The following is a 26493-nucleotide window of genomic DNA, read 5'->3' on the forward strand; positions in this document are numbered from 1 at the left end:
GCATAAGCACACACACTCTTCCATGCTGTACCGCAGAGGCTCATGACCCGATGAAACGCGTGCTTATGTTACTGGCCAACGGCGTAGAGCCCCTGGAAATGGCCGCTTTTACCGATGTGCTTGGCTGGGCCAACCTGCTGGGTGATCACCCTGTGGAACTGGTCAACGCCGGCCTTCGCAGAAAGATCGTGACCACCTTCGGTCTCACGCTCAATCCGGATTTTTTATTGAATGATCTGGATGTGAACAGCTTCGATGCCCTGGCACTGCCTGGTGGTTTTGAACCGTCGGGTTTTTACGAGGAAGCCTTGAGCGAACCCTTCCTGGCGACCATCCGGCATTTCGTCGAAGCCGGTAAACCCGTTGCCAGCGTTTGCGTGTCTTCCGTGTGCCTGGGCGTGGCCGGCGTGCTGCGTGACAGGAACGCCACGACCTACCACCAGGAGGGCGGCAAACGGAAAAACCAACTGTTGGAAACCGGTGCACGCTTTGTCGATCGCCCCTTGGTTGTCGATGACAACATCATCACTTCAAGCGGGCCGGGCACTGCCACCGAAGTTGCATTCGCGCTGCTCGAAAAAATAACCAGCGTCGAAAATGCCGCTTTTATCCGTAAGAAAATGCGCTTCGCCACCCCCGACCGTGATTGGTACGAAACGCCGCAAGTGCCGTGAAATGATCCATCAATTTCGAATCGACTTTTTACCAAGGTAACCGTATGACTAACACAGCACTCATCGTCGTTGATATTCAGAACGACTATTTTTCCGGCGGCAAATGGGAACTCAACGCTACCGACTCGGCCGCTGACAATGCGGCTCGTGTAATTGGCGCAGCACGTGAGCGGGGTGACTTAGTCATCCATATCCGTCACGAGACGTTAGCGCCTGATGCCCCGTTTTTTGTCCCAGGCTCCGACGGCGCGCAATTGCACGAGAAGGTGCGCAATCTTGGGGACGAGTTGGTCATCGTCAAACATTTCATGAACCCATACCGCGAAACTGAACTGCTCGAAGTGCTTGAACACAACGACATTGAACGGGTCACCGTGGTCGGCAACATGAGCCACATGTGCATCGATGCTGTCACCCGCGCGTCTGACGACTTCGGGTTTGAGGCGACCGTTATTCACGATGCCTGCACGACCCACGACCTGGAATTCAACGACGTCAAGGTTCCTGCGCCTCTGGTGCATGCGGCATTCATGGCCGCCTTGAAGTTCGGGTACGCCGAAGTGCTGAGCACTGACGAGTATGTGGCCTAGGTTTTCATTCTGCTGCCGAAAAGGGTAACCCAATGTTCAATCTTTCCAATGCTGTCGATTACTACTACTGGCCAACCCCCAACGGGCAGAAAGTCGCCATTTTTCTTGAGGAATCGGGACATCCCTACGTCGCGCATCCTGTCAATATCAGCAATGGTGAGCAATTTTCCACTGAGTTCACCCGAATTTCGCCCAATCAGCGCATCCCAGCGATAGTCGACAGAGAGACGGGTGTATCGGTCTTTGAGTCAGGGGCGATTTTGTTGTACCTGGCGCAGCGCCGCAGGCAATTCATCCCTGCCGATGCAAAAGGGGCGGCTGAAGTCATGCAGTGGCTATTCTGGCAAGCGGCGAACCTGGGGCCGATATTGGGACAGGCAGTGTTCTTCCTTAATTACGCCGCTGAGCATGTGCCGCTCGCCGTGGCACGGTTCAGTAAAGAGACCGAGCGGTTGTATGGCGTTCTGGAGCAGCAGTTGGGCGAACGACCTTACGTCGCCGGCGAGTACTCCATTGCCGATATGGCGATCTATCCTTGGGTGTTGCAACATGACAAGCAAGGAATGACGCTCGATGGTTATCCTAACGTCGCCGCCTGGCTGGAAAAAATCAGCAGGCGTCCTGCGGTGATTCGAGCCTACGCTAAAGGCGAACAAATTCGTCCCTCAGGTCAAACTGATCAGGATAGAAAAAAGCTCTATGGGCTTCCATAGCGGGGTCGCTAGCCACTTAGGCGATTCCAGGTTGCTCGAGTGCGTGCAGGGTCTGTCTCGAGCTTCATGAGGTTGCAAAGCGCAGAGTTGATTATCACCGGCAACTGCGTATTAGAACCCGCTGCCGGGGATTCAACCATTCCTCGCCGGGCGGCGGGTGAAGGGCACCTGTTTACGAACGCGTAGAGGTGATCATGAATCAGTCGGACGCGCCAGGAGCATCCCCTTGGCATGCGGGTGAGCGTGAATTGCAGGAAAGCGTCGGCGTCGCCGATCAAATGGAGATATTCGGGCGCAAGGTCGTACGTGACCACATGCCTGATCAGCATCGATTGTTTTACAACCAGTTGCCTTACCTGGTGGTGGGCGCGGTCGATGAAAAAGGGATGCCGTGGGCCACGTTGATCGAAGGCCCCCCTGGCTTCATCCATTCACCCGATTCGCGTGTGCTGCAACTCGACCGCGTGCCCGCCGAGGGTGATCCGGTCAGGGCGGCCCTTAAGCAGGGCGCTGCGGTGGGACTGCTGGGCATTGACCTGAAGACCCGAAGGCGCAATCGCATGAACGGCAACATCAGCACCGCCTCGTCAGGCGGTTTTGCCGTTTCTGTAGTGCACGCTTTCGGCAACTGCCCGCAATACATTCAGTTGCGAGGCGTTGAGCCGGTCAGCCTTGGCCAAGCCTCATCGAATGTTCCGGCCGAACGTCTCGACCAACTGGACGAAGCCGCGAAGGCAACCATCAGCAAGGCCGATACCTTTTTCATCGCCAGCTATGTCGACCTGGATGGCGATGCATCCCGGCGCTCGGTGGACGTTTCGCACCGAGGTGGCAATTCAGGTTTCGTCAGGATCGAAGGCAACGTGCTGACGATTCCCGATTTCGCCGGTAACCTGCACTTCAACACCTTGGGTAATTTCCTGCTCAACCCGCGCGCGGGGCTGGTATTCATCGATTTTGAAACAGGTGACATGCTGCAAGTCAGCGGGCGCACCGAGATCATTCTCGAGGGGCCGCAGATTGCCGCCTTTCAGGGGGCTGAGCGGCTCTGGACGCTGACCGTGGAACAGGTGGTTCGACGTCAGGCCGTGTTGGCCCTGCGTTGGCGGTTTGAAGGTTTTTCGCCCAATAGCCTGCTGACCGGCAGTTGGGAGCAAGCCGAAGGCCGATTGCAAGCCGATGCCTTGCGCGATCAATGGCGACCGCTGCGGGTGACGCGAATCGTTGACGAGAGCAGCTCCATTCGCTCCTTCTATTTTGAACCGGCCGATGGCGCGGGCATACCTCGGTTCGAGGCAGGCCAACATCTGCCGGTGCGCTTTTGCCTTGCTGAAGGACAGGCGCCTCTGGTCAGAACCTACAGTTTGTCGAGCGCGCCGTCGGACAGTTTTTTCCGCATCAGCGTCAAGCGCGACGGACTTATCTCGTCCCATCTGCATGACCGCGTTCAGGTCGGGGACATGGTTGAAGCCCGTGCCCCTCAAGGGCGCTTCACGGTGCACGCCGATGAATATCGACCGTTGGTTTTGTTGGCCGCGGGCGTGGGCGTGACCCCACTGCTGTCGATGCTGCGCGAAGTCATTTATGAAGGCGAACGTATCCGTCGTACTCGACCCACCTGGTTCATCCAAAGTGCGCGCAGCCTGGAGGAACTCGGGTTTCGCGATGAGCTGTACGAGCTGGCGACTCGAGCCAAGGATAAAATTCGTGCGCTGCGTCTGCTCAGTCAGCCGGAAACTCATGCTCGCGTTGGTGAGGATTTTGAGGTAGCGGGGCGTGTGGATGTCGAACTGCTAAAGGCATTGCTGCCCCTGGACGATTACGACTTTTACCTGTGTGGACCTGGCGCTTTTACCCAGGCGCTGTACGACGGCCTGCGTCAGTTGCGTATTGGCGATGACCGTATTCACGCGGAGACTTTCGGTCCTTCGACCCTGGTTCGCCAACGGGATCATTTAACCCCGGCGGTCGAGCAGACACCCGCGGCAAGCAGCCCGGTCAAAGTGCTGTTTTCGGCGTCGGCGAAGGAAGCTCGTTGGGAGCCGGGTGGCGGGAGTTTACTGGAACTGGCTGAGAGCCGTGGCCTGAACCCGGACTTCAGTTGCCGGGGCGGATCGTGCGGTACATGCCGGACCCGATTGGTCAGTGGCCAAGTGCATTATCTGAACCTGCCGGCTGAGATGCCGGCCGAAGGGGAGGTACTGATTTGCTGTGCGGTGCCAGCGCAAGCCAAGGGGGGCGACACCCCCCTGGTGCTGGATTTGTGATCTGGCGTCATCGGTGCTCATCCCGCCTTACGCGGGTTGAGTACCTCGTCGATGCCGCCTTCACTTTCAAGTTGAGCCAGGTCATCGAAGCCGCCAACGTGCCAGTTGCCGAAGAAGATCTGCGGGACGGTACGGCGACCGCTTCGGCTGACCATTTCGTTTTTCACGTCGACTGAGCGCACATCGATTTCCTTGTACGCAATGCCTTTGGCGTCGAGCAAGCGCTTGGCATTACGGCAGTAGGGGCAGGTCGTGGTGGTATACATAGTGACTTCAAGCATGTTGAGTACTCCTGAAAATTAGAGGCTGATTTAGGCAACCGCTTGCGCGGGACGGGCATGAACGGCAACGGTGTTCGGATGCTTGACCAGCGACTTGAAGGTCTTGTTGTCGTCGTCCAGAGCGTCGATTGAACCGGTACCGATGTCGTAGACCCAGCCATGCAGATTCACCAGGCCTTTTTCCTGAGCCAGGCGCACGCTCGGATGGGTCTGAATGTTGGCCAGTTGGGCGATGACGTTCTCACGCACCATCGAACTGACTTTGGCGGCTTCACTGGCGTGAGGACGCGATTCGTTGATGACTTTCGCCGACTCGGCATGTTGCAACCAGCCGGCGACCGCAGGCAGGTGATCCATGCACTTGCACTTGGCGACAGCGGTCATGGCACCGCAATCGGAATGGCCGCAGATCACGATATCGGTCACGCCCAGTACGGCGACGGCGTACTCGACAGTGGCCGACACACCACCGGAATGCGGGCTGTAGGAAGGCACGATGTTGCCGGCGTTACGGATCACGAACAATTCGCCAGGCTCTTGCTGCGTCAGCAGTTCCGGTACAACACGGCTGTCGGAACAGGTGATGAACAACGTGCCTGGATGTTGCGTGGTGGCCAAGTGTTTGAACAGGTCAGTGCGTTGTGGAAATGCTTCTTTCTGGAACTTCAAAAAACCTTCGATGAGCGCTTTCATGATGTTTACCTTTCATTGAGTGTTGAGTGAGTGACTATCAGTTGGTGCAGCCGCTACCGATCACGCTGTATTCCAGGATGTGGGTGTCACCGTGCGAATCGCGGTAAGTCATTTGCACGGGCGTCGGGCCGCAGACATCAGCCGTCGGGGTGATGTGAATGACTTTGGCAATATCCAGGTGCATGCCATACGCATAGGGAACGGCCTCAGGTGCTACCACAGCTTCCTGTGCGTAGGCTGACAGCGAAGCCGTCAGGGACAGGGCGAGAAACAGAATTTTTTTCATGACGAATCCTCCATTCAAATGTGGTGATTGATCGAAAAGGGTTAAGAAATTTTTTGAAGCAGGCCCGCAAGGCTGCGGGCCGATTTACAGGTCCGGTTGCATCCTTAGAAAGGACGCAGTGGCAGGAACTTGCCGTCGAGGGTAATCACTGCACGGTGACCGCCTTCTGGATCTTCGACTTTCTGCATGTTCAGCTTGAAGTTGATCGCGCTGATGATGCCGTCGCCGAACTGCTCGTGAACCAGGGCTTTCAAGGTGGTGCCGTAGATCTGGATCATTTCGTAGAAGCGGTAGATCGTCGGATCCGTTGGGACACCCGACAGGCTGCCGCGCAGCGGGATGATTTGCAGGCTTGCTACCGCGTCGGCGTCCAGGTCCAGTTTTTCGCCGATCACTTTGGCAGCGGCTTCAGGCAGTGGATGCTGGCCGAGCAGGGCGGCGGTGACGTATGCCAGGCCAAGGCCGGTGCCTTCAGTCACTTGTTCGAAGGACAGGTTTTTGCGCGCCTTGGCGTCGAGGATTTTCGCGGTCAGTTCGAGGCTGGTGTCGTTGTAAGCGTGGGACTGTTGCATGGTGTTTCTCCTATCGGGTTTGCTTGTTGGCTGTTTGCCAGGTTGGTGTTGCTTGGGTGTGAAGCAATCTTCTGCCGTTTGCTCGATAGCGTCCAAGACCGATAAACAATACGTCGCATAAGCCCTTCCTATAGATGCATGTCGGAGTGTTCATGAACGTTGAAAACGCGGAAGCGCTACTGCTGATCCCCAACGGCTATCCGGTCTGGATTGATGTGGCGCAGGCAAATATCGAAGGGGCGGGCACGGCCATGCGTTTTGTCTTGCCCCTGCATGCTCACAACCTGCCGTTGATGCATCGTCAGGAAACAAAACTGGTGGTGGCGCTTAAGGGCGAACTGGATATTCGTGCCGGTCGACAGCGAATTGCGTTACTTCAGGAAGGCGAGGCTATAAAACTCGACCCCGGGATCGCTCACCGCATCCATCAGTACGGAACGGTGCCGAGCACTGTCGGTGCGGTGTTATGGCCAGGTGGGGTCGAACAAGCCTTTCGAGAACTTGCGGTGGCCGCCCTTCAAAAGGCTTATCGGCGCAGCGACATGATTGAAATCCTCGCTCGTTACGATGTGATCTGGACCACGCAATCTCATGCACATGATCCTGAATCGATAACGGTCCGGCCGTTCCGGGATTGGCTAGGCGATCTGCCAGAGGCATTGGCAAGGCTATTAGCGCTACGGTGGTGAAGGTGAAGCTTTCGCCTCGATCTGGCCGACGAGGCGAAGATTTATGTAAGTCGCCGACGAAAAAATCAGGTGCTGGCGCGATCTACTTTCACAGCCGTAATTTTTAGGGAGTAACGGCATGCAGTCGTCTGCCTTTGACATCGACCTGCTGGCCAATAGCAAATTCTTCGCGCGGAGAGCGCACTACCTGCTCTTCACCTGTATGACTTCGAACGGTGTAGGCACGCTCCTCCAAACCACTCGCTTTCTGGACCTCCCGTCCTCCCAGCATTCCTAATCCTGCACCGATTAACGCCCCTATAGGACCGCCAGCTGCACCGCCAATTAATACTCCAGTTCCAACGCCAAATGCGGCGCCCGCAGTGGTGTCGCCAGTTTGTGAGAGGACCTCGTCGGCTCGCGTTGTACCTGCGCTGAAAAGCGAAAGTCCAACAATAACGGTTAAAACTGTTAGGTTTTTCATGCAGCCTCCGAATGGCAAGCACCCGGTACCTGCCCTATTGATCATCATGAGAGCGAGATAAATCGCCCGCCTGACCATTTTTGAACGTCTTAAAACGCGGACTTTTCCTTGGTACAGACTAGCAATCGTCTCTTCCAAAAGGCGCCCCTGTTCGGGTGCCTTGACTGCTATGGAGGTAGATCTATTCCTTGAGTTTTGCAGCAATTTTTGCGACGTATTGCCCCTGGTGATGAGCAATACCTAATTCACGTGGGTCCGGTTGACGGGAACCATCAGCCCCTGCAATGGTGGAAGCCCCATAAGGGGTACCGCCGCCGGGTTGCGATACATCGAATAGGGCTGGATCGGAATAGCCGATTGGCACAATGACCATGCCGTGATGAGCAAGTGTCGTCCACGTCGAGGTGATGGTCATCTCTTGGCCACCGCCAGTACCCGTGGATGTAAATACACTTGCGACCTTGCCAACCAGTGCGCCGGTGGCCCACAGGCCGCCAGTCTGATCGAGGAAGTTGCGCATCTGTCCTGACATATTGCCAAAGCGCGTCGGCGTGCCAAAGATGATGGCGTCGTAGCTAGACAACTCGGCAGGGTTAGCTACGGGAGCCGCCTGGTCAGTCTTGCCATGTGCCGCTTTGAAAGCTTCAGGATCCATGACTTCGGGAACGCGCTTCACGGTGACCTCTACGCCTGGAACACTTCGAGCGCCCTCGGCCACATGCTGCGCCATGGTTTCAATGTGGCCATACATCGAATGATAGAGAACCAGTAATTTGACCATCTTCACTTCCTCTTTCATTGCATCGATTGGCATACGGCGCTCGTTACAGTCCCAAATCAGAGAGCCCTGGATGATCGTCAGGGCGACGGCCTAGCGGCCAGCGAAATTTTCGCTCCGACTCTTTGATTGGCATGTCATTGACGCAGGCGAAGCGATGGGCCATCAGGCCATTTTCTGCGAACTCCCAATTTTCGTTTCCGTAAGAGCGATACCAGTTACCTGAGTCATCGTGCCATTCGTAGGCGTAACGCACAGCGATGCGGTTATCGGTAAAAGCCCAAAGCTCTTTGATCAGTCGATAGTCCAGTTCTTTGTTCCATTTCCGTGTCAAGAATGCTGCGGCCTCGGCCCGGTTTACCGCGAAGTCGACGCGATTGCGCCACCGGGTATCGGGTGTGTAGGCGAGTGAGACTTTTTCTGCATCGCGGCTGTTCCAGCCGTCCTCGGCAAGCCGGACTTTGAGAATTGCCGATTCGCGATCGAAAGGGGGCAGTGGGGGACGGGTTTCAGATTCAGCCATGATTTTCACTCCGAACGTGTGGGGACATCGTGTGTCGAGCAGGCAATATGCTTAGGGTGCAGGTGAACCCTATGCCGTTGTTTCCGGAAACTCCGCCAATGGAACGAATTTGTTGGTTCTGCCATCGAGCGCGACGATGGACCCCGTTTCGATGTCATAGACCCAACCATGCAGATTCAACTTTTTCTGTTCCAGAGCCAATCTGACGCTAGGGTGGGTTTTCAGGTTCGAGAGCTGAGCGATTACATTTTCCCGAACCATTGAGCTGACACGTTCCTTGTCGGATGCGTGGGTCCGGGTCGCGTTCATTACCTTCGCCGACTCCGCATAGCTCATCCAAGCCGCCACCGCCGGTAAATGGTTCAACGATTTGCCACTGGAAACCGCCGTCATTGCTCCGCAATCCGAGTGACCACAAATGACGATGTCATGGACCCCGAGTACCGCAACGGCATACTCGACCGAGGCGGTGACACCACCTGGCTGCGGTCCATAGGATGGAACTATGTTTCCAGCGTTGCGTATAACGAATAGCTCTCCGGGCTCTTGCTGTGTGAGTAACTCCGGAATGACTCTACTGTCGGAGCACGTGATAAATAACGTTTCTGGATTTTGGGTAGTGGCGAGATATTTGAACAGGTCCGTTCGCTGCGGGAAAACTTCTTTTTGAAACTTGATGAAACCTTCGATGAGTGCTTTCATGTGCAAGTTCCGGCGTCAAGTGTCTGGGTTAAATTGCGAAAACTGATGTTAGAGACCTTGCTAAATATCGTCCAAGAACAAGAGGGAGCAATGATTTATTTGTTATATAGGATCAATCTAATGTTGATGAGCTTTCATGCTGTCCATGCATGAGTGAAGGGGGAGTCGTGACTTAGCTCACCAATTACAGCAATAATTAGGCTTAGTTCACCAGAATTATTGCCTGAATTTTTAAGCCGCTTCTTTTTTTGCACTTATTTCGAGCAATGTTGCACTTTTTTCGCTCAGGTAATGACTGAAGCGCGAACGAAGCCAGCGTTCGCCTGGATCGTTGTCCAGCGTAGCGCTCCATGACATGGATAGATCAAGGGCCGGTAGCGTCATCGGAACGGGGTCCGCACGCAAACCACCTTGCCCCGTCATGGCCTTGGCGACGTAATCGGGTACGACGGCCATCATCTGCGTGTCCTCAAGCAGTGTTTTAAGCGCGCTATATTGCGGAACAGCCAGGACGATCTGGCGTTGCCGCCCCAGAGATCCCAACGCTCGGTCAATGTAATCGGACGCTTCGCCGTTGACCGAAACAGAGACGTGTGGGCGATTACAGTACTCGTTGAGGTCCAGAGGACCCGCCATGGTGTGGGCACTTAAAACAGTGGGACGGATGCTGCGCAGGAATTTTCGTTTGGCATTGGCGGGGAGTTCGCGGCAATGGCACACGCCCAGTGACACCTCGCCTGTCGCCAGCTGATTGGCCAGCAATGAGTGGTCGGTACGACGCACGACAAAACTGACTTGAGGCGCTTCCATACGCAGTTGGCGCAGCAAGGCAGGCAGCAACGAATATTCAACATCATCCGAAAGGCCAATTCTGAAAACGCTGGTACTGGTCAAGGGATCAAATTCATTCATGTTGCTTAGCGCAGCCGCCATGGTGTCCAGGGCAGGGGTCAAGGCGAGTTGTATTTCAAATGCTCTGCTCGTCGGCTCCATGGTTCTACCCATGCGAATGAACAGCGGGTCATCGAAAAACTGACGCAGCCGATTCAAGGAGGCACTGATCGCCGATTGGCAGAGAAACAATTTCTCACCGGCACGGGTAAGATTTCGTTCGTGCATCAGCGTTTCGAAAACGATCAGAAGACTGAAGTCGATTTTGCGCAGATCGTTTCTGTTCATCGTCATCACCAAAAGAGTTGCGGCCCGTCATTGTGCGTCAGCGCGCAATGAGCGATGTTCAAAGGACATCTGATTCATTGCCTATGAGCCTCTAAGCGGGGGGTAATAATCACATCAACTAAACAGCTTTGAAGGCCGATATTTAATTGAAGTGCCGCTTTCGTTGGCTTGGTTGTATAGTGAATGATGATCACTTGATTAGCACTTCTACGTAGGTTTCACTTATCTAAGGTATAAGTGGTAGAGGCTAATACTTGAGTATAGGGGGGGGTGTTAATTAAGTAGGTCAGGGGAGGGCGCAGGTAAAGAGACAATTAATATTTTGCAGTAAATAGCGGGGTTTGACAGGGCGCATCGCGGTTGTCATTTTACGATAAGGCCTGACTCTCTGTTTCTCAGGACTTGCTCAATACAGTCAATCATCACTTGTCCATCAAATGGTTTGCTGAGAAAAAAGATGGCTCCTGCGGATTTTGCACGTTTGCGAACCGACTCTTCCGGGTAGGCGGTGATGAAAATAATGGGGATGTCGTGCCCTTTACTGAGGAGTTCAGATTGCAGATCCAGGCCGGTCATGCCCGGCATTTGAACGTCCGAGATCAGGCAGTCCGTGCCGTAGCTTTTGGCGCAGGCGAGAAAATCTTCTGCGCAGGAAAAAAGACTGGTTTCACAGCCCATGGAACGCACCAGGCTACTGAGTGCGATGCGGCCAGATTCGTCATCGTCGACAATGGAGATCACAGGGACTTTATTCATTGCGCAGATCCTGGCGCGACATCAATGGATTCGAAATAGCTGAAAAGCCATCGCGCCAATTCCACTCTATTTGCCAATAGCCTTAAAAGAAATCATACACATGTATGTGCTGCTCAGCGTTTTGGGCCAATCCCCAGCGCTTGTGCCATTCGTACCAGGTCTGCAAACGACTTTGCGTGCATTTTTTTCATCAGATGCCCGCGATGGATTTTGACGGTGATTTCACTAAGATTCATTTCTCCCGCAATCTGTTTATTCATCAGACCCTTGGCTGCGTAAGCCATGACCTCTCGCTCACGGGCTGTCAGCGATTGGTAGCAGGCATGCATTTCGGCGTCCTGCTGGTCGATTTCCCGGCGCTTGGCATCCCTCTGGTGAGCAGCGGCGACGGCATCCAGTAAATCCTGATCGCGGAACGGTTTGACCAGAAAATCCACGGCCCCGGCTTTCATCGCCTTGACTGACATGGCGATGTCCCCATGTCCGGAGATGAAGATGATGGGCAATGCGATCTTCGATTCCACCAATTGATGTTGGAACTCCAGGCCACTGGCGCCTTGAAGCCGAACATCGAGGACCAGACAGCTGGGCGCATCGGGATCGGGTAGTTGCAGAAACTCTGTCGGCGAGGCAAAAGTCTGTACTTGGAGCCCCACCGAACGAAAGAGACTACTGAGCGCTTCGCGCATGGGGGCCTCGTCGTCAATCACAAAGACAACAGGGCCCTTGTCCATGGCCGCCTTATCCATGGAAGAAGTATCTTTGCTCACGCAGGTTCCTCATTGCTGGAAGGGAAGGACAAGTGGAATGCCGCGCCTTCACCTGCTTCACTTGTTGCCCAGATGCGGCCGCCATGGGCATCAATGATCGATCGACAAATGGATAAACCCATACCCATTCCGTCGGGCTTGGTGGTGTAGAAAGCGTTGAAGAGTTTGGGCATGCCCTGCGGCGAAATACCGGGGCCGTTGTCTTTGACATCAACGCACAGTTCGCCCGTAACAGAACGCCTAAGGCGCAAATGGAGCGTGCGATGTTTACCTTTGGTATTGGACATTGCCTGCACACCATTCATGATCAGATTGATGATGACCTGCTGGAGTTGGACGCGGTCACCCATAATCCGGGCTGCCTCGGTATCGTATTGATGGTCTAGCACAATTTTGTTCCGTCTGACCTCCCTGTCGACCAGTGCCAATGACTCTTCAATGACCTCCATGAGATCAACTGGGACGCTTTGAGGATCGGTCTTGCGTGACATTGCCCGGATACGCCGAATCACCTCGCTCGCTCGATGGGTCTCGCTCATCATCCGCTCCATCGCACTGCGCACCTCGTCGATGTTTGGATCCTCGCGATTCAACCAGCGCAAACCGGCAGTGCCATTGGTGGTCACGGCGGCCAATGGCTGGTTGACTTCATGTGCTATCGATGCCGCCAGCTCCCCCAACGTTGTGATCCGGGTCACGTGAGCCAATTCTGTCTGCGAGCGATGGAGTGCTTCCTCAGACATCTTTGCATCAGTGACATCCATCAGCGCCCCGATGTATTCAAAATTCCCGGCGGCATCCTGAACGGGATGAGCCAGCATTTGCACATGCTTGATCCGCCCGTCGGTCATCAAAAGCCGGTATTCCAGCTTGATGTGAGGCTCTTTCTGATAGGCGTGCTTGATCGATACTTTGACCAGGTCCAGATCATCTGGATGGGTTTTTTTCAAGACGCTGGACAGCAGCGGTTCCTCGTCGTCGCCGAACTCGAATATCCGCCGAGCCTCGTCAGACCAATACATCTCGCCGCTTGGGATTTTCAGACCAATGCTCCCGGTCTGACTCAGCCATTGAGCACCAGCCAGAAACGCTTCGCTGCGTCGCAGGGCATTGATGGCCCTTTTTTGCTCGGTGATGTCGTTGTGAGTGGCCAAAACCGCTTTTGGTTGATTGCTCTCGTCCCGTGACAGGGAGCACCGACTTACAACCGTCACGGGTGTTCCGTCACATCGGTGCTCCACAACTTCGCCTTCCCATCGGCCGGTTTCATTCAGCGAGTTCATCACTTGCTCCCAGGTGAGCGTCAGTTGAGGCCGCAGAAGCTTTCGAAAATCCTGACCGATAGCTTGTGCTTTGGACCAGCCATACAAGGCTTCGGCGCCCGGACTCCACGTAGTGATGATGCCATTCATGTCTCGAACGATGATGGCGTCGTGGGTTTGCGCGAGCATCCGCACCTGCTCCTGCAACTCGTCATTGGCTGCTTTGTTTTTCAGTGCCAGTAAGGTGGTGATACCGATCGCGGACAGGCTGACCAGGCAACGGGCGAACGCAGAGCTGTTGAAGTCGCTACCATGGGAAATAAAAAAAGCGGCCAACGTCAATCCAAAGCAGGAGAGCGAAACGCCAATCACACCTTTGCGGGAAAACAGGTTCACCGACATCAGAATCACGGCGACGTAGAGCACCGCTATGGCGATATGGATGGAAGTGAGTGTGTCGATGATGAAGATGGCGCCTGCAAGCGTGGCGGCGCCAAATCTCTGGAGGAGCGTATGAGGGGCAGGGTGCGCGGGATTTTCTACAGCTACCGTCGGTTCAATTGAGATTTTCATATCAATGAATAGGCCTGCTGGGAATACAATTCATCACGGGTGATTGCAGTGAACACCCCTGGCGAAATTGCAGCAAGCAAAACCCATATCGGATGGCGAAGCGTGTTGGTTCGTACCGAAAAACGACGTCGTACCCGTGTATCTATGCGTGAAGACAGTTAACGTAAAGTTGTAAAAATGTACGACTGAGGCTAAGCAATCAAACCTGCCTTCGACGAGAAGAGCATGCGCACCAAGCGGAAAGGGCGATGGAGATACTCGGCTACTTGTGCGCTGTAGCTTTTGCCGTTGATGCACCAGTTGCAAAAGTGTTCGCAGTTGTTTGACAGGATTTTGTACTCTGATTCTCCGACTCTCGACATGGCCCGTACAATGATCTCGTCGCTGGAAAAGGCGCACTGTTCCTGATGTACCCAGATGGAACTGCCGTTTCCGAAGCGATCCAGGTCAGTGACTTCGATCGGTCCGGCTTGCAGCGATGCACTCAATCCAGAGTAATGAGCGACCTTGCCATCACCAAGGTAGATGCCGTGATGAACATAAAACTTGCGCGGACTCACCAGGTGCGACCCTGCGCTCAGACGATCAGCGTCGCGAACTATGAAGGCTGCATGCTTTGGGTCTGCTTTCCATGTTGTTGGCGCACTATTAGCGTTGCAGGCATGGGATCCGTTTTCAAAGAACGGGTCATTCACGTTTGATTCACATTCCATATTGACGACTGCCGAGTTCAAATAGATCGAACCCAGGGAGGATAAAATGCCAATTGTTTTCATCAGTAGCTTGTTCATGATGAAGCCCTCTGGAGCCATTGAAAGTAGAGTATCTTTCCAGAGAGAAATAATCAGTCGTGCATAGGTTTGTAGCCGATAGTCACTTTATATGTGCGTCTCATACTTCAGTATTATTCGGGGCGCCGACTGTGACGCTCAACGCGGACAACGTGACCCTCCAAACAGAGAGAGTTGTTATGTTCAGCAGGTTGCCGAACGCCCTGAAGTCGTGCAGCAAATTTGCGCCGTTATCGGCGCGAATTTGCAGGTTTCAGGCTTGCTGTACCAGTGCCAGCCTTACGGAGAATCCGATCAGAAGGGTACCGAATAGCCGTTGCTGAATGCGTTGCGCCAGCGCGCTTCGCTCCAGCCAGCGGCCAACCCATGCGCTGGCGGTTGCAAAAATACTGTCGAACGCAAGCCCTGTAATGACGAGGACAATACCTAACACTGCAAATTGCTCCCATACAGAGGAGCGATTGGGATCAATGAATTGTGGTAGCAATATTGAGCTGAACAGTAACGCTTTCGGATTGAGCAGATTAGTCAGAAGACCACGCCGCAAAGCTGCCTTCAAGGATGGCGATGCAACGGGATTCTCAACAGTTATTGACGAGCTTTCCCCACTGCTTTTGAACATTTGTAACCCTATCCAGAGTAGATAAGCAGCGCCTGCGTATTTAACGACATCAAATGTCCAAGGAAGCACTTTAAACATCGTTGCCAACCCCAAGGCGGTCAATGTGACGTGGCAGGCACGCGCAAATGCCAGGCCCAGTGCGGTTGCCAATGCGGCCGTTCTGCCGTGTTTTGCGCCGGTTTGCAGCAGAAGGATCATGTCCGGGCCGGGCATTAAAAAGATCATTGAAAGGGCTAAGAGATACAGCGCTTTATCTTCCATTCTGGAGCAGCTCAGTGACGGGTGTGGGAGATAAATTCTAGGTCCGAGGGGGAGGGCAGGTGGTTGCGTTTTGAACCCAATACTTGGGTTGTTTTGGCAGTTTATGCTGATGAAGTTTCATAAAAGGGTTGTGTGTGCCAAATTATTCGAAATCCTCAACTTGCCAACATTCGCGACCTGGCTACCCAATCGTCCGCAGGTGCGGCCCAGACCAGTGCCGCCAGTCAGGAATTGTCCCGACTGGCAGTGTCGCTCAAAGGTCTTGTGTCGCATTTCTCGGTATGACTGAAGGCTTCATGCACACAGGCTGTAGCCGCTAAAAATTACCGTTGGAGCCGAAGATCCCGCGGTTTTCATTTCAGCACCAGCAATGTGTAAACCCCGGCCTCGCTTTCGATCCCGTGGGTGTCATGGGTGAAGCCAGGGAAAGATTTGTCGAAGGCTTCCAAAGCCTTGAGATAGGCCAGCAGCGGCCCGTCCGCGGGTCCGGCGTTTTCACCCGGCATCAGCAATGGAATGCCAGGTGGATAGGGCACGATCCCGGTCGCGACGATCCGGCCGGCCGCTTCTTCCAGCGTCACGCGTTCTATGTCGTTGCGCACCAGTTTCTCGTAGGCCTCCACCGGGCTGAATTCGGCTTTGGGGAGCATGCCGAAGGCCTTGGACATGTTGTACGTGGTCTTGTGTTGCTTCATGGCGGCGAAGATTTCGTCGGCCAGGTCCTTGAGACCCATGCCGGCGTAACGGGTTTGATTGCCGACCAGCAGGTCCGGCAGGCACAGCTCCAGTTCGACGTTGTCGTCGTAGTCGCGCTTGAAGTCGAGCAGGGCGTTGACCAGCGTGCCCCATTTGCCTTTGGTGATGCCGATGGAGAATAGGAACAGGATGGTGAAGTCGGTGGTTTTCTCCACCACGATGCCCTGGCGTCCGAGGTACGCCGTGAGCACGCAAGCCGGGATGCCCGAGGCCAGCAGGTTGCCGTCGTCGCCCATGCCGGGGCTAAGCACCGAGACCTTGATCGGGTCCAGCATGCAGTAGCCTTCCTCGATGTCGCCGAAACCGTGCCATACCTCGTTCGGGTGCAGGACCCAGCAGTTCGGCTCGGTTTTCAGCAGCACCGGGTCCACTTCATGGAACGGCACTGTGGCGTTGCCCACCTGCACGGTTGGCGGCTGCCAGCAGCTGAAGAACCAGTCGTTTTTGCTCGCCATCTCGTTGTGCATGCGCGAGATGACCTGCCGGAATGACACCGCTTCTTCAATCGATTCAGTGGTGAGGATCTGCCCGCTGGGCGCTTCCATCATCGCCGAGCTGACATCACACGAGGCCATGATCGCGTAGTTGGGCGAGGTCGAGGCGTGCATCATGAACGACTCGTTGAAACGCCCGTGTTCGATCGGGTTACGACCGTTGCGCACGTGAATCATCGAGGCCTGCGACAAAGCCGCCAGCAGCTTGTGGGTCGATTGGGTGGCGAACACGGTAGGCTTGGACGCGTCGTGATCATCCGGGCTGCCGTGCATCGCATGGCGCTCGCGATACAGCGGGTTGAAACGCGCGTAGCCGTACCAGGCTTCGTCGAAATGCAGACGGTCGACGCTCTGGCCCAGCAATTCTTCAACGCGGGTGACGTTGTAGGTCAGGCCGTCGTAGGTTGAGTTGGTGATGATGGCATGCACCGGTGTCGGATCGATGCCTTGCTTGACCAGCGGGTTGTTGGCGATGGCCGCTTTGACGCCCTCGGCGCTCAGGGTTTGCGGGAGGATCGGGCCGATGATGCCGTAGCGATTGCGCGTCGGCACCAGGTAGGTCGGGATCGCCCCGGACAGGGTCATCGCGTGTTCGGCGGACTTGTGGCAGTTGCGGTCGCACAGGGCAATCTGGTTGCGCGTGACGCTGGCCATCAGGATGACGCGGTTGGAAGTCGACGAACCGTTGGTCACGTAATAGGTGCGATGGGCGCCGAAGACCTTGGCCGCGTAACGCTCGCCCTGACCAATGGGGCCGCTGTGGTCAAGCAGCGAGCCGAGTTCGCCGACGGAAATCGACAGGTCGGAACGCAGCAGGTTTTCGCCGAAGAATTCGTAGAACGCCCGGCCTGCGGTGCTTTTCAGAAATGCCGTACCACCGGCATGACCGGGGGTATGCCAGGAGTATTCATAGGTGCGGGAAAACTTCACCAGCGCGCCAAACATTGGCGGCAGCGCGGCCTGACGATAGCGTTCGATGGCCGCCAGAATGCGTCCGCTGAGGAAGCGGCTGGTGTCCTCGGGCAGCCAGATGAAATCGTCGGCGTGTTGCATGACCACCAGCGGAATGCTCGACGCGGTGCTGCGGTCGCTGATCAGGAACACCGGTACGCGGGTGTTGCGCTCGCGCAGGCTGACCAGCAGCTTGATGCATTCCTCGTGGCCTTCGCTGGTGTCCATTTCCCAGCTGAGCAGCACGCATTGGATCGCCGGATCCGAACGCAGGATCGACGTCGCGTCGCTCAAGGATTCCGAGGCCAGTACATGGACGGCGCGCTCTTCCACATCGTGGATCAATTGAGTCAGGGCGCGACCGAAGACCGTGCGTTTGTCCGGCGGGCTGCTGATCACCAGGGTCAGCATTCCGAGGGAGTGTCTATATTCCGTCATGACCTCATCTCCATAGTTGCGGTGTTCACGTTGTTGACCGGCACAGGTTCACCGGTGATGTGCTGTGCGCTGACGGTTTGCGTCGGTACGCTGTTGTTGAGTGCTTCGAGGCGGATCAGGCGGTTATTGACGAAGCCGAACAGCGTGTAGCCGAAGATGGTTGCCACGCCGCCCAGCATCAGCGCCTGCTCGCCAGAGCTATACAGCGCCAGGTAGCTGTAGGCGGCCGCAATCCAGGCAATGATGTTGGTGGCCAACGCCTTGCTTGCCGGCACGTTGGAGACCTTTTGCAGGGTCATCAACGTGGCCATGGAGAGGATGTACGGCACCAGGTTAGTGACCACGGCGAGGTTGACCAGGGTGTCGAATTGCTTGCTCAAGTTGGGACTGATGGTGAGAAGGGCTAGCGCGGTCTGCGCGGCCAGCAGCACCAGCATGCCGACAATCGGCGTGCCGGCCTTGTTGGCTTTGGCGAAGATCGGCACGAAGTAACCGGTGTCCGCCGAGCTCTTGTAGACCTGGGCAATGGTGAACTGCCAACCCAGCAACGAACCGATACAGGCCAGTACCATCGCCGCCATCACGATGTCGCCGATCAAGGGGGTGAACATATGGGCGAACACCAGGCCGAAGGGTGCGGTGGAGGAGGCCAGTTCAGCGTTACCGACGATACCGAAGATAACGTTGGTGGAGACGATGTAGATCACTGCCGCACCCAGGGTGCCACCGAGGACGGCTATCGGCACGTTCTTCTCGGGGTTCTCCACCGCATCGGTGTTGGCGCAAGCCGATTCCAGACCAAGGAACGCCCACAAGGTGATCGCCACGGAAGCACCTGCGGCTTCGAACCACCCCTTGCCGTGAGGGTTCCAGCCAGCGGCGTAGATACTGCTGTCAAACCAGAACCAGCCAACAGTCGACACAATCACCACTGGCGCAATCACCCCCCACACCGTGATCGCACCGATTCGGCCGGTAATCCGCGCGCCGCCAAAGTTGGCGAAGGTGGTGATCCATAACAGCGCGATCGTCGCCAAACCCACTTGCAAGGAACCGAGCTTGATGTGGAACAGCTCCTGGATATAGCCCACTGCCGTAATGCTGATCGCCACGTTGGCAATCAGCAGCGAGAGGCCATACGTGTAGTTGGTGATGTAGTTGCCGGCCTTGCCGAAGGTGTACTCAGCGTAACCGCCCATGCCACCGGTCTTTCGACTGAGCATGCCGCAACGCGCAAAGGCATAGGCCAGCGCGAGCGAACCAGTGGCCGTGACCAGCCAGGAAAGTATGGAAATAGCGCCGACTTCGGCGAGTTTGGTCGGCAACAGCACGATGCCTGAGCCCAACATGTTGACGGCCGTCAACATTGTCAGCTGTCCCACAGTCATTTTTTTAGCGAGTGACATTCCGTGGCCTCGTTTGATTGTGTGACGGAGATGTAGCTATAGCAAAAAACTGAGATGCCGCAAGCAATACGAATATTGGATAGCGCTCTGCTCTAGAGCAGTATCGGGTGCCAAAATTGTAATGCGGCGAACAGCTACTCATGGACGCTCCACAACGCGGAGACAGCCAAAGCATCAGAAAGCCGATCAAGAATAGGGGAAAGTGCCCGCCGCCTGTCATGTAGTTGATAGCGCTACGAGAATGTCGACGGACACCGAAACTGATCAGCGCGAGGCTGAGCATTTAGAAACCGGGACTTAATAACTTCAGCAATACCGGAACTCGTAAACCAGGGTACCAGGCTCGGCACGGGTGGCTGCCACAATGTTCGCGATCAGCGCCTTGAACTCTGGAAACTCTTGAGGTTTTACAGCGAGGGAGAACAGGCAGGAGAGAGGGTTGCATGGATGATTCTTCCGTCAGAGGCGTCATAAGACGCCAGTGGAGGATGCATCGCTGGGCGAGCCGATGCATTCGGTGCTGATGGGGATCAGGATTTCTCGGGCACATCCCCATACAGTTTGCCGGCGCCCGCCCAGTCGGATGCAGCGACGTCTTCAAAAATGACATAGATATAGTTGGCATCGGTACCGGTGTGTTTAACGATGCTTTCTGTGATATCTGCGGCCACAGCGGCTTTTTGTGCGTGTTCTTTACCTTCGAACCAGCTCACACGTACGACGGGCATGGTGTATTCCTCTTGGGGCATTGATCTGGAGAGAGGTGCGTGATGTGCACCGTTGTCTTTCTAGAACCCATCCTACTGTTGAGTATGCTGGCGATAAACGGCCTCAGGCTATAATCTGGGTAGACTAAAACTCTACAATCAGCGAGCAGGCATGGTTCCTATTGATTCGTTTCAGGGCGTCATCACGTTCGTCGTGGCCGCGCGGTCGACGAGCTTCACTCAGGCTGCCGAGCGCCTGGGGCTGTCAAAATCCGCCGTAGGCAAAGCCATTGCGCGCCTGGAAGAGCGCTTGGGTACACAGCTGTTTCATCGCACCACTCGCCGGATTTCTCTGACCGCGGATGGTGAGGCTTATTTCGTCGCGTGTTCTACTGCCCTTGAGGAAATTGGTGCTGCAGAGAGCGGATTGGGGCCCGGCGCTGGTGAGCCCTCCGGACGCCTGCGAGTAGACATTCCTGTGGCATTCGGGCGTCGGGTCGTGGCCCCATTGCTGTTTGAGATCGCCAACAAATACCCGGCGTTGCAACTGAGCCTTACATTTTCCGACCACTTGGTTGATCCCTTCGAAGAGGGCATCGATTTGTTGGTCCGCTTTGGAGAACTGCAAGACACCAGCGGTCTGGTTGCGCGGCGGCTGACCCGACAACGCTGGGCCATTTGTGCCGCCCCCGACTACTTGCAGCGTTATGGTGTTCCACAGACCCTGGAAGACCTGAGCCATCACCGTTGCATTGTCGGGCACCGACGCGGCCAACCGTTGGCGTGGCGGGTCATGCAGGCAGGGCAAACCGTCCGTTACGCGCCACCCTCAGCTCATCAGATTGGCGACGGCGAAGCCATGATTCTCGCTGCAGTGGCAGGCACCGGTTTGTGCCAGATGCCGCGCAGCCTGTTCCAGGACGATATCGAAGCGGGCAGGCTGGTGGAGGTTCTGCAAGTGTATGAACCCGAAGCTGTCGATGTACATGCCGTCTGGCCAAAGGTGTCCCATCTGCGGCCGAAGGTCAGGTATGTGGTCGATGAGTTGGTCAAGCTATGTGGGGCTTGGCAGTGATGCAATCTCGCGAGCAAGCATCTTGATTGCCTCGCGCAGGGGCGTTCGCGAAACCTCTAACTCCTCACAGATCGCGCGCTCCGACAAGGGGCTCCCGATTGCAACTGACCACTGACGATTTTTTCCCGCAGCGCCGCCAGGAAGGCGGTCTCGTTGATCTGCGGCTTGATTTCGGCCATCGGTGCGTGTGAAGTGTTCGTAAAGGCCGGCGCATTTGATCCGTGGTTCGCTGGACATCAACAGCAACTCGGAGCAAAGCAACACAGCGAAGCGCCAGCTGTAGCGTCTTCGACGTCACAACAGTTATAACTAAACTAAACAGACATTTAGTTTAGTTATAACCATAAAGCATCAAAGGGCAGGGTAGCTCACCAAATCAACTAGGGCTAGCTCATCCTTGAATGCGATCTTCCAAAAATGATCGATGTCGCTCAAGGGGAGAAAATGAGCATCTATTAACAAGGGACAGAACATTAATGGATCACTTCCCTGGCTGGATGCTTGAAAGCGCTCATAGCTATCTGAAAGCAGCCGAACAGCAATCGGTATGGAGATCCTGCTCAAAAGCCTCATCTCATTGCCTGATCAGAAGCAAGGGACCTCCGGCGAAATTACAGGCTTGATCCAACATCGCTTGCCAAGGCTCACCAGCACCTGCTGAACATCGGTAAAACTAACCGCAAGACCTGACAAGCATGATCTGCTGACACTGTTTTATGCCGTTCTGATCGGATCCGTTGCAGCCTGGCCTTGGACAGTCTTGAGAGATACCGCAATGTGTTCACCAACAGCCGGTATCCGTATGAGTGCGACAGCGCGAAATATTCTGACCCGATTCTGATGAGGATGCTGCGGTGGACGTTGGCCAACGTGGTTGGATATCACAACGAGCGCGGAGCGCAGGACGCATTCATTGTGAGTTACATCACCAGGCAGCAAGCTGGGCCAAGTGATGCGTAAGAGGCCGTGCCTGGGTTCGGATGTGCAAAAGCAGCCAAGTCACCCCCAGATAGATCGCTGTGATGATTCGCATAATGTATATTATGTTAAATGATGTGTCAGAACGGAACTTTTGCCTAGGGTGCACTAGTAGTACTATCGCAAGAGACCTCCGAACTAAAAAATTGAAAATTAGAGAACTAATTCCATGAAAAATCCGTTTTCGTATTTTTGAAAAACTTTAGTTGCACACGTTTTGTCATTTGTCTGTGTGGTCTCGTAAGCTTAGTACGCCGACGTAGAATGAATACACCCGGTGGATTATGCTACCAGCCAATGAGCGATGGATTTGAGGATGCAAGCAACAGAAGCTGTGCATATCCGCTCTCGTGGAGACACAAAATGACGATGCCAGACGAGCGTTCACGCGCGGTGGTGCAGACGCGCGAATTTCTAGTTGAGCTAAGCCGAGATAGCTCCCTTCCAGATCGGGTAAGGCGTGATGCCAAATTTTTGTTGCGGCACTTTCCATCGCGAGATGACGTGGCCTTAGCGGGAAGAATTGAGGAACATAGCGACACTTTGCCTTTCGGAGCTTCGGGGCCCGTATTCAGCTCTACAATTGCGCGTTGAAAGCAGACCCAAATTCGCACACGATTTGTTCTGAATGATTTGTTGGTGACGGTTCGCCGCCCCCTTACCGGAACGCTCTCATCCATACTGAACCGATGAATACCCCAACGACCACTCGGCGTCAGCTGAACAAGAAAGGCGAATTGCGTGATGCCGCTATCGCCGCATTCTCGGATTTCAGCGCCAGTCGCGTTTTGCTGATGGATTCCGAGCGATTGCTCCAGATCAAAGCAGGGTTTTCCGCTCAGCTTTTCCAAGTGGTTTGCATAGCTTTTGACCTCCAAGGGCATAGCTTAGAGATGCTTCTCAACGCGTCAATCTCCACCTTCAAGCGACGTAGCCGTGAACAAAAGACTCTCAACTCCGTCGCTTCGGAACGGCTAGATCGCGTTGCCGTGGTCTGCCATTTGGCTGAGCAGATTTTCCAAAATAGAAATATGGCCGCATGCTGGATGTCGAAACCAAACAAAGCGCTCGGCGGAACTACACCAGTGCTGCTCTGTGTAACGGAGATTGGAGGCAAGCAGGTTCGTCGGTTACTTCAAGCGCTGGAATGGGGAGGTACCGCCTAGACTGGGATCGAAATGCAAACACTCTGCCAATTCACCTTGCGTGGTTTGGAGTATTAAACAAACTCTTCCATCATAGTACATTGGATCTGGTCAGCCATTTGCTTGAAATTGACCACCACATTTCATGACACATTGTGTTGTGCTGCTATGTCTGTACGCTGAGGTAGTAGGATATAGAATATGGTTACTTTGATCGATACCTTGCAAGGGCATCAGCCATGCGTACAACCTACAGCAAAAGCCAAGCTCGCCGTCGTTTGCGCCGTCTCCTGGTGTTAGTCGAGCAAGGTCACACTTTCGTCATCACCCGACAGGGGAAAGCTGTGTGTTTACTTTTGAAGGCCCAAGAGCTAGAGCTAAGTTGCACAAAATAAGAAGGGTCACAACGTTCGCTGCGCCGACAACCGCGTAAGTGATATTTAGGTAAGCATAAAACGGCACAATAGTGTGGGGATTAAGTGAAAATAAGATCCCATTCACGAACCAGCAATTCCCGGCACGCTGCTGCTGAGCCACCGAAGCAGCGTTTCGATACCGTTTGCATATTGGCTTCAGTAACGTAGGTAATGACTTCACCTCGCTCATCCAATAAAATGCCGCCCGCTCCTCTCAATAGTGCGTGGCCCGCGACAACGTCATGGGCAGAAACCGGATAAAGAGAGACGCCACAGACTCCCTCTCCGGCGGCGACTTTGGCGAGCCTGTACGCAATGGATGGCATTGCTACAAAAATGCTGGGTTGGCAGAGTTTGCTATTAAGGTCAGGCATATTGATGGCAGCGGCACTGACCATCACGAACTCGTCGCTCGACAACGTTTTGGTAGTAAGCCGTGATGTGACCAATTGTCCATTGCGGTTCACCTCGGCCATCCCTTCTGCCCAAGCAATGCAATCAGCCGTTCCCTCAACGGTGACGGGGGCATACACCACACCTAATACGGGCAACTGATTGTGCAATAGACCAATAGAAAGGGCTGAGCCTTTGAGACCCTTGAGAAAATCTGCGGTCCCGTCGTTCGGGTCAACGACCCAGCACCAGGGATGGCCCGTCAGAAGATGTCCGGTCTCCTCTCCCCAGAAGTCGCATGGAAGAAGCTTCAGCAGGTGCTGATGTAAAAACTGTTCGATTTCTTCGTCTACGGCGGCCTTGTCACCTTGGCCCCGAGGTCCGTCAACTCTCGCCCACTCGGCAACTAGAAGCTGGCCGGCACGAATAACAACATCGATTGTCTGAGTGAGCAGTTGCTCAAGGCTTGAGGGTTGCACGAAATGGGAAGCCCTGTGGTTGGGTGAAGTTATGCGATGATCCTCGACTATAAGGCGACGCGAATCGCCCTTCAATCGTCCAATCCGATAACTGTCAGACCCGGATATTGCGTTTCACCTCTGAGACACGCTTTGTGCCTTCTCGTACCGCATTGGTCCCATCCCTCAGCCGCTGTTCGACACGTTCGAGTGCTTCCACGAGCTCAACTTTCTCCAGCTCAGTAACGAGCGTCCGCCTGTCCGGCAATACCTCAAAAGCTTCGATGACGGCTGCCGCGCCGTTGACAGCTACTTGGTGGTGCGAAACTTTTTGAAGTCGTACGCCAGCAATCAGTCAACTTTCAACTCCTTCAGAACACATGTCGGACTACGCTCTGCAAAGCCTAGCACTACATCTCCATTCTCGAAGACGCCAGCGCGTGTCATCACCCTCCTCGCTCATACGAATCCTCGATTCATCACCGTTCTAGAGCGGCTCTGTCAATGCCCCCCGCTGTGGGGGGGCGCGAACGAGGTCGGACTTACTACTTTTGCGCAGTGCCGAAGCGGCGGCATCTTTGTCTGTATCGATGACTGAAAACTCAATCAGAACTGTCCAGTGCATTACTCCGCCGCCCTCGCATTCCCAACAACTTCAAGAGAATAAAAAAATGGCTAAGTATCCCGTCGTTGTCTATGGCGCCAGTGGTTACACCGGCATGCTGATTATGGATTGGCTGATCGATCAGAACATTGCGTTTACCGCTGTGGCGCGGGATGCCGGGCGTACCCGTGAAATGATGGCTCAACGTGTGGTGCGATTGGAGTCTGCGACTTACGAAATCATCGAAGTCGACCACACGGTCGAATCGCTGACTCAGGCATTCAAGGGTGCCAAGGTCGTTTGCAATACCGTAGGCCCCTTCGCCAAATTCGGGCTCACCACGGTCGAGGCGGCGCTTAATGCTGGCTGTCATTACCTGGATACCACTGGCGAGCAGTCGTATGTGCGCAATGTCCGCGACCAGTTTGGTGAGCGTTTCGCCCAGGCCGGCTTGCTGGTGTCGCCGTCACTTGCGTACATGAATACTTTCTCGGAAATCGCTGCTGAACTGGCGCTGGAACACCCCGGCATCGACGCCCTGGAAACCTCGGCGCTGTGCCGTGGCCAACGAGGTATCGGTGCTGGTGTAACGGTTGGCTCTACGGCTTCGATCTTCGAAATGTACCGCTCCGAGCATTGCTACCTGTGGGACAAGAAACTGGTGGCACACCCGGTCGATGCCTCGTTCTTGATCCCTTCGCCCCACTTCATGCAACCGGTGTTCGCCTTGCCATGGGGCGGCACCTCGTTGCCCATCTATTTCGAGAATGATCCGCGCGTGCGTTCATGCGTCTCCTGTGTCGGTTTCTACGACAATGACGCGATGAAGATGGTGCATTCGCTGCATAAGAAGTGGGAAGCCGAATACAAACATCTTCCGGCTGATGCTCAAGATGAAGTACTCAAGGACATCGTCCAGGCTACGACCCCGGCGATGCCGCCACGCGAGCGCACGACCTTGATGCGTACGGTCGACACCGCGATCGGCCGCGGACAGCTTTCGGCCGTGCGCGCCGAAGTGTTTGGTACCACCGCTTACATTGCCACTGGTGCCTTGCAAGTCGCGGGTGTGATCAAGTTGCTCAACGGCGACACCGCAAAAGTGGGCTTCGCGTCTGGCTCCAAGGCATTCGGTCACCGCTACCTGCTGGGCTTCTGTGAAGAACGCGGTTTGGCTCGCGCCGTTGTCACCCAGCTCTGATCAGTCACGCAGCGGCAAATCGCGCC

29 protein-coding genes and 1 pseudogene are annotated in these 26493 nt (G+C 55.0%); 10 read left to right on the forward strand and 20 right to left on the reverse strand.

Annotated elements, in window-relative coordinates:
* Positions 1–50 precede the first annotated feature (50 nt).
* From ACA052_RS13805 to ACA052_RS13820, 4 genes are all read left to right on the forward strand, one after another.
* Positions 51–674 carry a DJ-1/PfpI family protein gene (locus ACA052_RS13805; RefSeq protein ID WP_497650184.1) on the forward strand — a complete coding sequence of 208 codons (624 nt, stop codon included), beginning with the start codon at positions 51–53 and terminating at the stop codon, positions 672–674.
* Positions 675–718: 44 nt separating this feature from the next.
* The gene (locus ACA052_RS13810) at positions 719–1264 is read left to right on the forward strand and encodes a cysteine hydrolase family protein (protein WP_497650185.1); all 546 of its coding nucleotides are present in this window, start codon (positions 719–721) and stop codon (positions 1262–1264) included.
* 32 nt (positions 1265–1296) lie between these two features.
* On the forward strand, positions 1297–1977 hold the full coding sequence (locus tag ACA052_RS13815; RefSeq protein ID WP_497650186.1) for a glutathione S-transferase family protein: 681 nt from the start codon (positions 1297–1299) through the stop codon (positions 1975–1977).
* A 194-nt stretch (positions 1978–2171) separates the two neighbouring features.
* Complete coding sequence (locus tag ACA052_RS13820; protein WP_497650187.1) at positions 2172–4244, forward strand: 2Fe-2S iron-sulfur cluster-binding protein; 2073 nt, start codon at positions 2172–2174, stop codon at positions 4242–4244.
* 17 nt (positions 4245–4261) lie between these two features.
* On the opposite strand, the gene grxC is transcribed toward ACA052_RS13820, so the two are convergent.
* The 4 genes from grxC to cynS all read right to left on the reverse strand — a co-directional run bounded on the left by grxC (position 4262) and on the right by cynS (position 6076).
* Entirely contained in the window at positions 4262–4525 is a 264-nt protein-coding gene (grxC, locus tag ACA052_RS13825) for a glutaredoxin 3 (protein ID WP_497650188.1), read from the reverse strand.
* A 30-nt stretch (positions 4526–4555) separates the two neighbouring features.
* Positions 4556–5218, reverse strand: coding sequence for a carbonic anhydrase (locus ACA052_RS13830; RefSeq protein WP_497650189.1), 663 nt, complete (start codon positions 5216–5218; stop codon positions 4556–4558).
* A gap of 37 nt (positions 5219–5255) precedes the next feature.
* Positions 5256–5504, reverse strand: a complete 249-nt coding sequence (locus ACA052_RS13835; protein WP_497650190.1) for a DUF2790 domain-containing protein — start codon at positions 5502–5504, stop codon at positions 5256–5258.
* A gap of 104 nt (positions 5505–5608) precedes the next feature.
* Positions 5609–6076: a cyanase gene (cynS, locus tag ACA052_RS13840; RefSeq protein WP_497650191.1), complete on the reverse strand. Its 468-nt coding sequence runs from the start codon at positions 6074–6076 to the stop codon at positions 5609–5611.
* Between the two features lie 152 nt (positions 6077–6228).
* Here cynS and ACA052_RS13845 point away from each other — a divergent pair, with 152 nt between their 5' ends.
* The gene (locus ACA052_RS13845) at positions 6229–6765 is read left to right on the forward strand and encodes a hypothetical protein (RefSeq protein ID WP_497650192.1); all 537 of its coding nucleotides are present in this window, start codon (positions 6229–6231) and stop codon (positions 6763–6765) included.
* Positions 6766–6868: 103 nt separating this feature from the next.
* Here the strand turns inward: ACA052_RS13845 and ACA052_RS13850 are convergent, their stop codons facing one another.
* From ACA052_RS13850 to ACA052_RS13915, 14 genes and pseudogenes are all read right to left on the reverse strand, one after another.
* Positions 6869–7366: a hypothetical protein gene (locus ACA052_RS13850; RefSeq protein WP_497650193.1), complete on the reverse strand. Its 498-nt coding sequence runs from the start codon at positions 7364–7366 to the stop codon at positions 6869–6871.
* Positions 7367–7409: 43 nt separating this feature from the next.
* Complete coding sequence (gene wrbA, locus ACA052_RS13855; protein ID WP_497650321.1) at positions 7410–8009, reverse strand: NAD(P)H:quinone oxidoreductase; 600 nt, start codon at positions 8007–8009, stop codon at positions 7410–7412.
* 43 nt (positions 8010–8052) lie between these two features.
* The gene (locus tag ACA052_RS13860; RefSeq protein WP_497650194.1) at positions 8053–8529 is read right to left on the reverse strand and encodes a nuclear transport factor 2 family protein; all 477 of its coding nucleotides are present in this window, start codon (positions 8527–8529) and stop codon (positions 8053–8055) included.
* Between the two features lie 69 nt (positions 8530–8598).
* Positions 8599–9231 (reverse strand): carbonic anhydrase, encoded by a 633-nt coding sequence (locus tag ACA052_RS13865; RefSeq protein WP_497650195.1) that lies wholly within the window; start codon positions 9229–9231, stop codon positions 8599–8601.
* A gap of 231 nt (positions 9232–9462) precedes the next feature.
* Positions 9463–10410: a LysR substrate-binding domain-containing protein gene (locus ACA052_RS13870; protein WP_497650196.1), complete on the reverse strand. Its 948-nt coding sequence runs from the start codon at positions 10408–10410 to the stop codon at positions 9463–9465.
* A 363-nt stretch (positions 10411–10773) separates the two neighbouring features.
* The gene (locus ACA052_RS13875; protein WP_497650197.1) at positions 10774–11166 is read right to left on the reverse strand and encodes a response regulator transcription factor; all 393 of its coding nucleotides are present in this window, start codon (positions 11164–11166) and stop codon (positions 10774–10776) included.
* A gap of 113 nt (positions 11167–11279) precedes the next feature.
* Positions 11280–11915 (reverse strand): response regulator transcription factor, encoded by a 636-nt coding sequence (locus ACA052_RS13880; RefSeq protein WP_497650322.1) that lies wholly within the window; start codon positions 11913–11915, stop codon positions 11280–11282.
* 17 nt (positions 11916–11932) lie between these two features.
* Positions 11933–13771, reverse strand: coding sequence for a PAS domain-containing sensor histidine kinase (locus tag ACA052_RS13885; RefSeq protein WP_497650198.1), 1839 nt, complete (start codon positions 13769–13771; stop codon positions 11933–11935).
* A gap of 191 nt (positions 13772–13962) precedes the next feature.
* Entirely contained in the window at positions 13963–14562 is a 600-nt protein-coding gene (locus ACA052_RS13890) for a lecithin retinol acyltransferase family protein (protein WP_497650199.1), read from the reverse strand.
* 253 nt (positions 14563–14815) lie between these two features.
* Positions 14816–15445 (reverse strand): LysE family translocator, encoded by a 630-nt coding sequence (locus ACA052_RS13895; protein ID WP_497650200.1) that lies wholly within the window; start codon positions 15443–15445, stop codon positions 14816–14818.
* Positions 15446–15798: 353 nt separating this feature from the next.
* Entirely contained in the window at positions 15799–18084 is a 2286-nt protein-coding gene (locus ACA052_RS13900; RefSeq protein WP_497650201.1) for an Orn/Lys/Arg family decarboxylase, read from the reverse strand.
* Positions 18081–19490, reverse strand: a complete 1410-nt coding sequence (gene potE / locus ACA052_RS13905) for a putrescine-ornithine antiporter (protein WP_497650202.1) — start codon at positions 19488–19490, stop codon at positions 18081–18083. Before potE ends, ACA052_RS13900 begins: the two co-directional genes overlap by 4 nt.
* A 318-nt stretch (positions 19491–19808) precedes the next feature.
* Positions 19809–19962, reverse strand: a pseudogene (locus tag ACA052_RS13910) (putative quinol monooxygenase); the annotation flags it as partial.
* A gap of 58 nt (positions 19963–20020) precedes the next feature.
* A complete protein-coding gene (locus ACA052_RS13915) occupies positions 20021–20218 on the reverse strand; it encodes a tautomerase family protein (protein WP_497650203.1) in 198 nt (65 codons plus the stop codon).
* A 151-nt stretch (positions 20219–20369) separates the two neighbouring features.
* Here ACA052_RS13915 and ACA052_RS13920 point away from each other — a divergent pair, with 151 nt between their 5' ends.
* Positions 20370–21272, forward strand: a complete 903-nt coding sequence (locus ACA052_RS13920; protein ID WP_497650204.1) for a LysR family transcriptional regulator — start codon at positions 20370–20372, stop codon at positions 21270–21272.
* Here ACA052_RS13920 and ACA052_RS13925 read toward each other — a convergent pair.
* Positions 21252–21509: a GntR family transcriptional regulator gene (locus tag ACA052_RS13925; protein ID WP_497650205.1), complete on the reverse strand. Its 258-nt coding sequence runs from the start codon at positions 21507–21509 to the stop codon at positions 21252–21254. The two genes, ACA052_RS13920 and ACA052_RS13925, sit on opposite strands and share 21 nt — an antisense overlap.
* Before the next feature lie 1110 nt (positions 21510–22619).
* On the opposite strand from ACA052_RS13925, the gene ACA052_RS13930 reads away from it, so the two are divergent.
* The 3 genes from ACA052_RS13930 (at position 22620) to ACA052_RS13940 (ending at position 23790) form a co-directional block, all read left to right on the forward strand.
* A complete protein-coding gene (locus ACA052_RS13930) occupies positions 22620–22844 on the forward strand; it encodes a BPSL0761 family protein (protein ID WP_497650323.1) in 225 nt (74 codons plus the stop codon).
* 95 nt (positions 22845–22939) lie between these two features.
* Positions 22940–23416, forward strand: a complete 477-nt coding sequence (locus tag ACA052_RS13935; protein ID WP_497650206.1) for an Xre family toxin-antitoxin system antitoxin — start codon at positions 22940–22942, stop codon at positions 23414–23416.
* Between the two features lie 218 nt (positions 23417–23634).
* Complete coding sequence (locus ACA052_RS13940; protein WP_497650207.1) at positions 23635–23790, forward strand: type II toxin-antitoxin system Phd/YefM family antitoxin; 156 nt, start codon at positions 23635–23637, stop codon at positions 23788–23790.
* A gap of 80 nt (positions 23791–23870) precedes the next feature.
* Here the strand turns inward: ACA052_RS13940 and ACA052_RS13945 are convergent, their stop codons facing one another.
* Positions 23871–24683 (reverse strand): inositol monophosphatase family protein, encoded by an 813-nt coding sequence (locus tag ACA052_RS13945; protein WP_497650208.1) that lies wholly within the window; start codon positions 24681–24683, stop codon positions 23871–23873.
* 650 nt (positions 24684–25333) lie between these two features.
* Between ACA052_RS13945 and ACA052_RS13950 the strand changes: the two genes are divergently transcribed.
* Positions 25334–26467 carry a saccharopine dehydrogenase family protein gene (locus ACA052_RS13950; protein ID WP_497650209.1) on the forward strand — a complete coding sequence of 378 codons (1134 nt, stop codon included), beginning with the start codon at positions 25334–25336 and terminating at the stop codon, positions 26465–26467.
* The last annotated feature ends 26 nt before the right edge of the window (positions 26468–26493 follow it).

It is taken from the genome of Pseudomonas sp. LBUM1644, assembly GCF_059716195.1.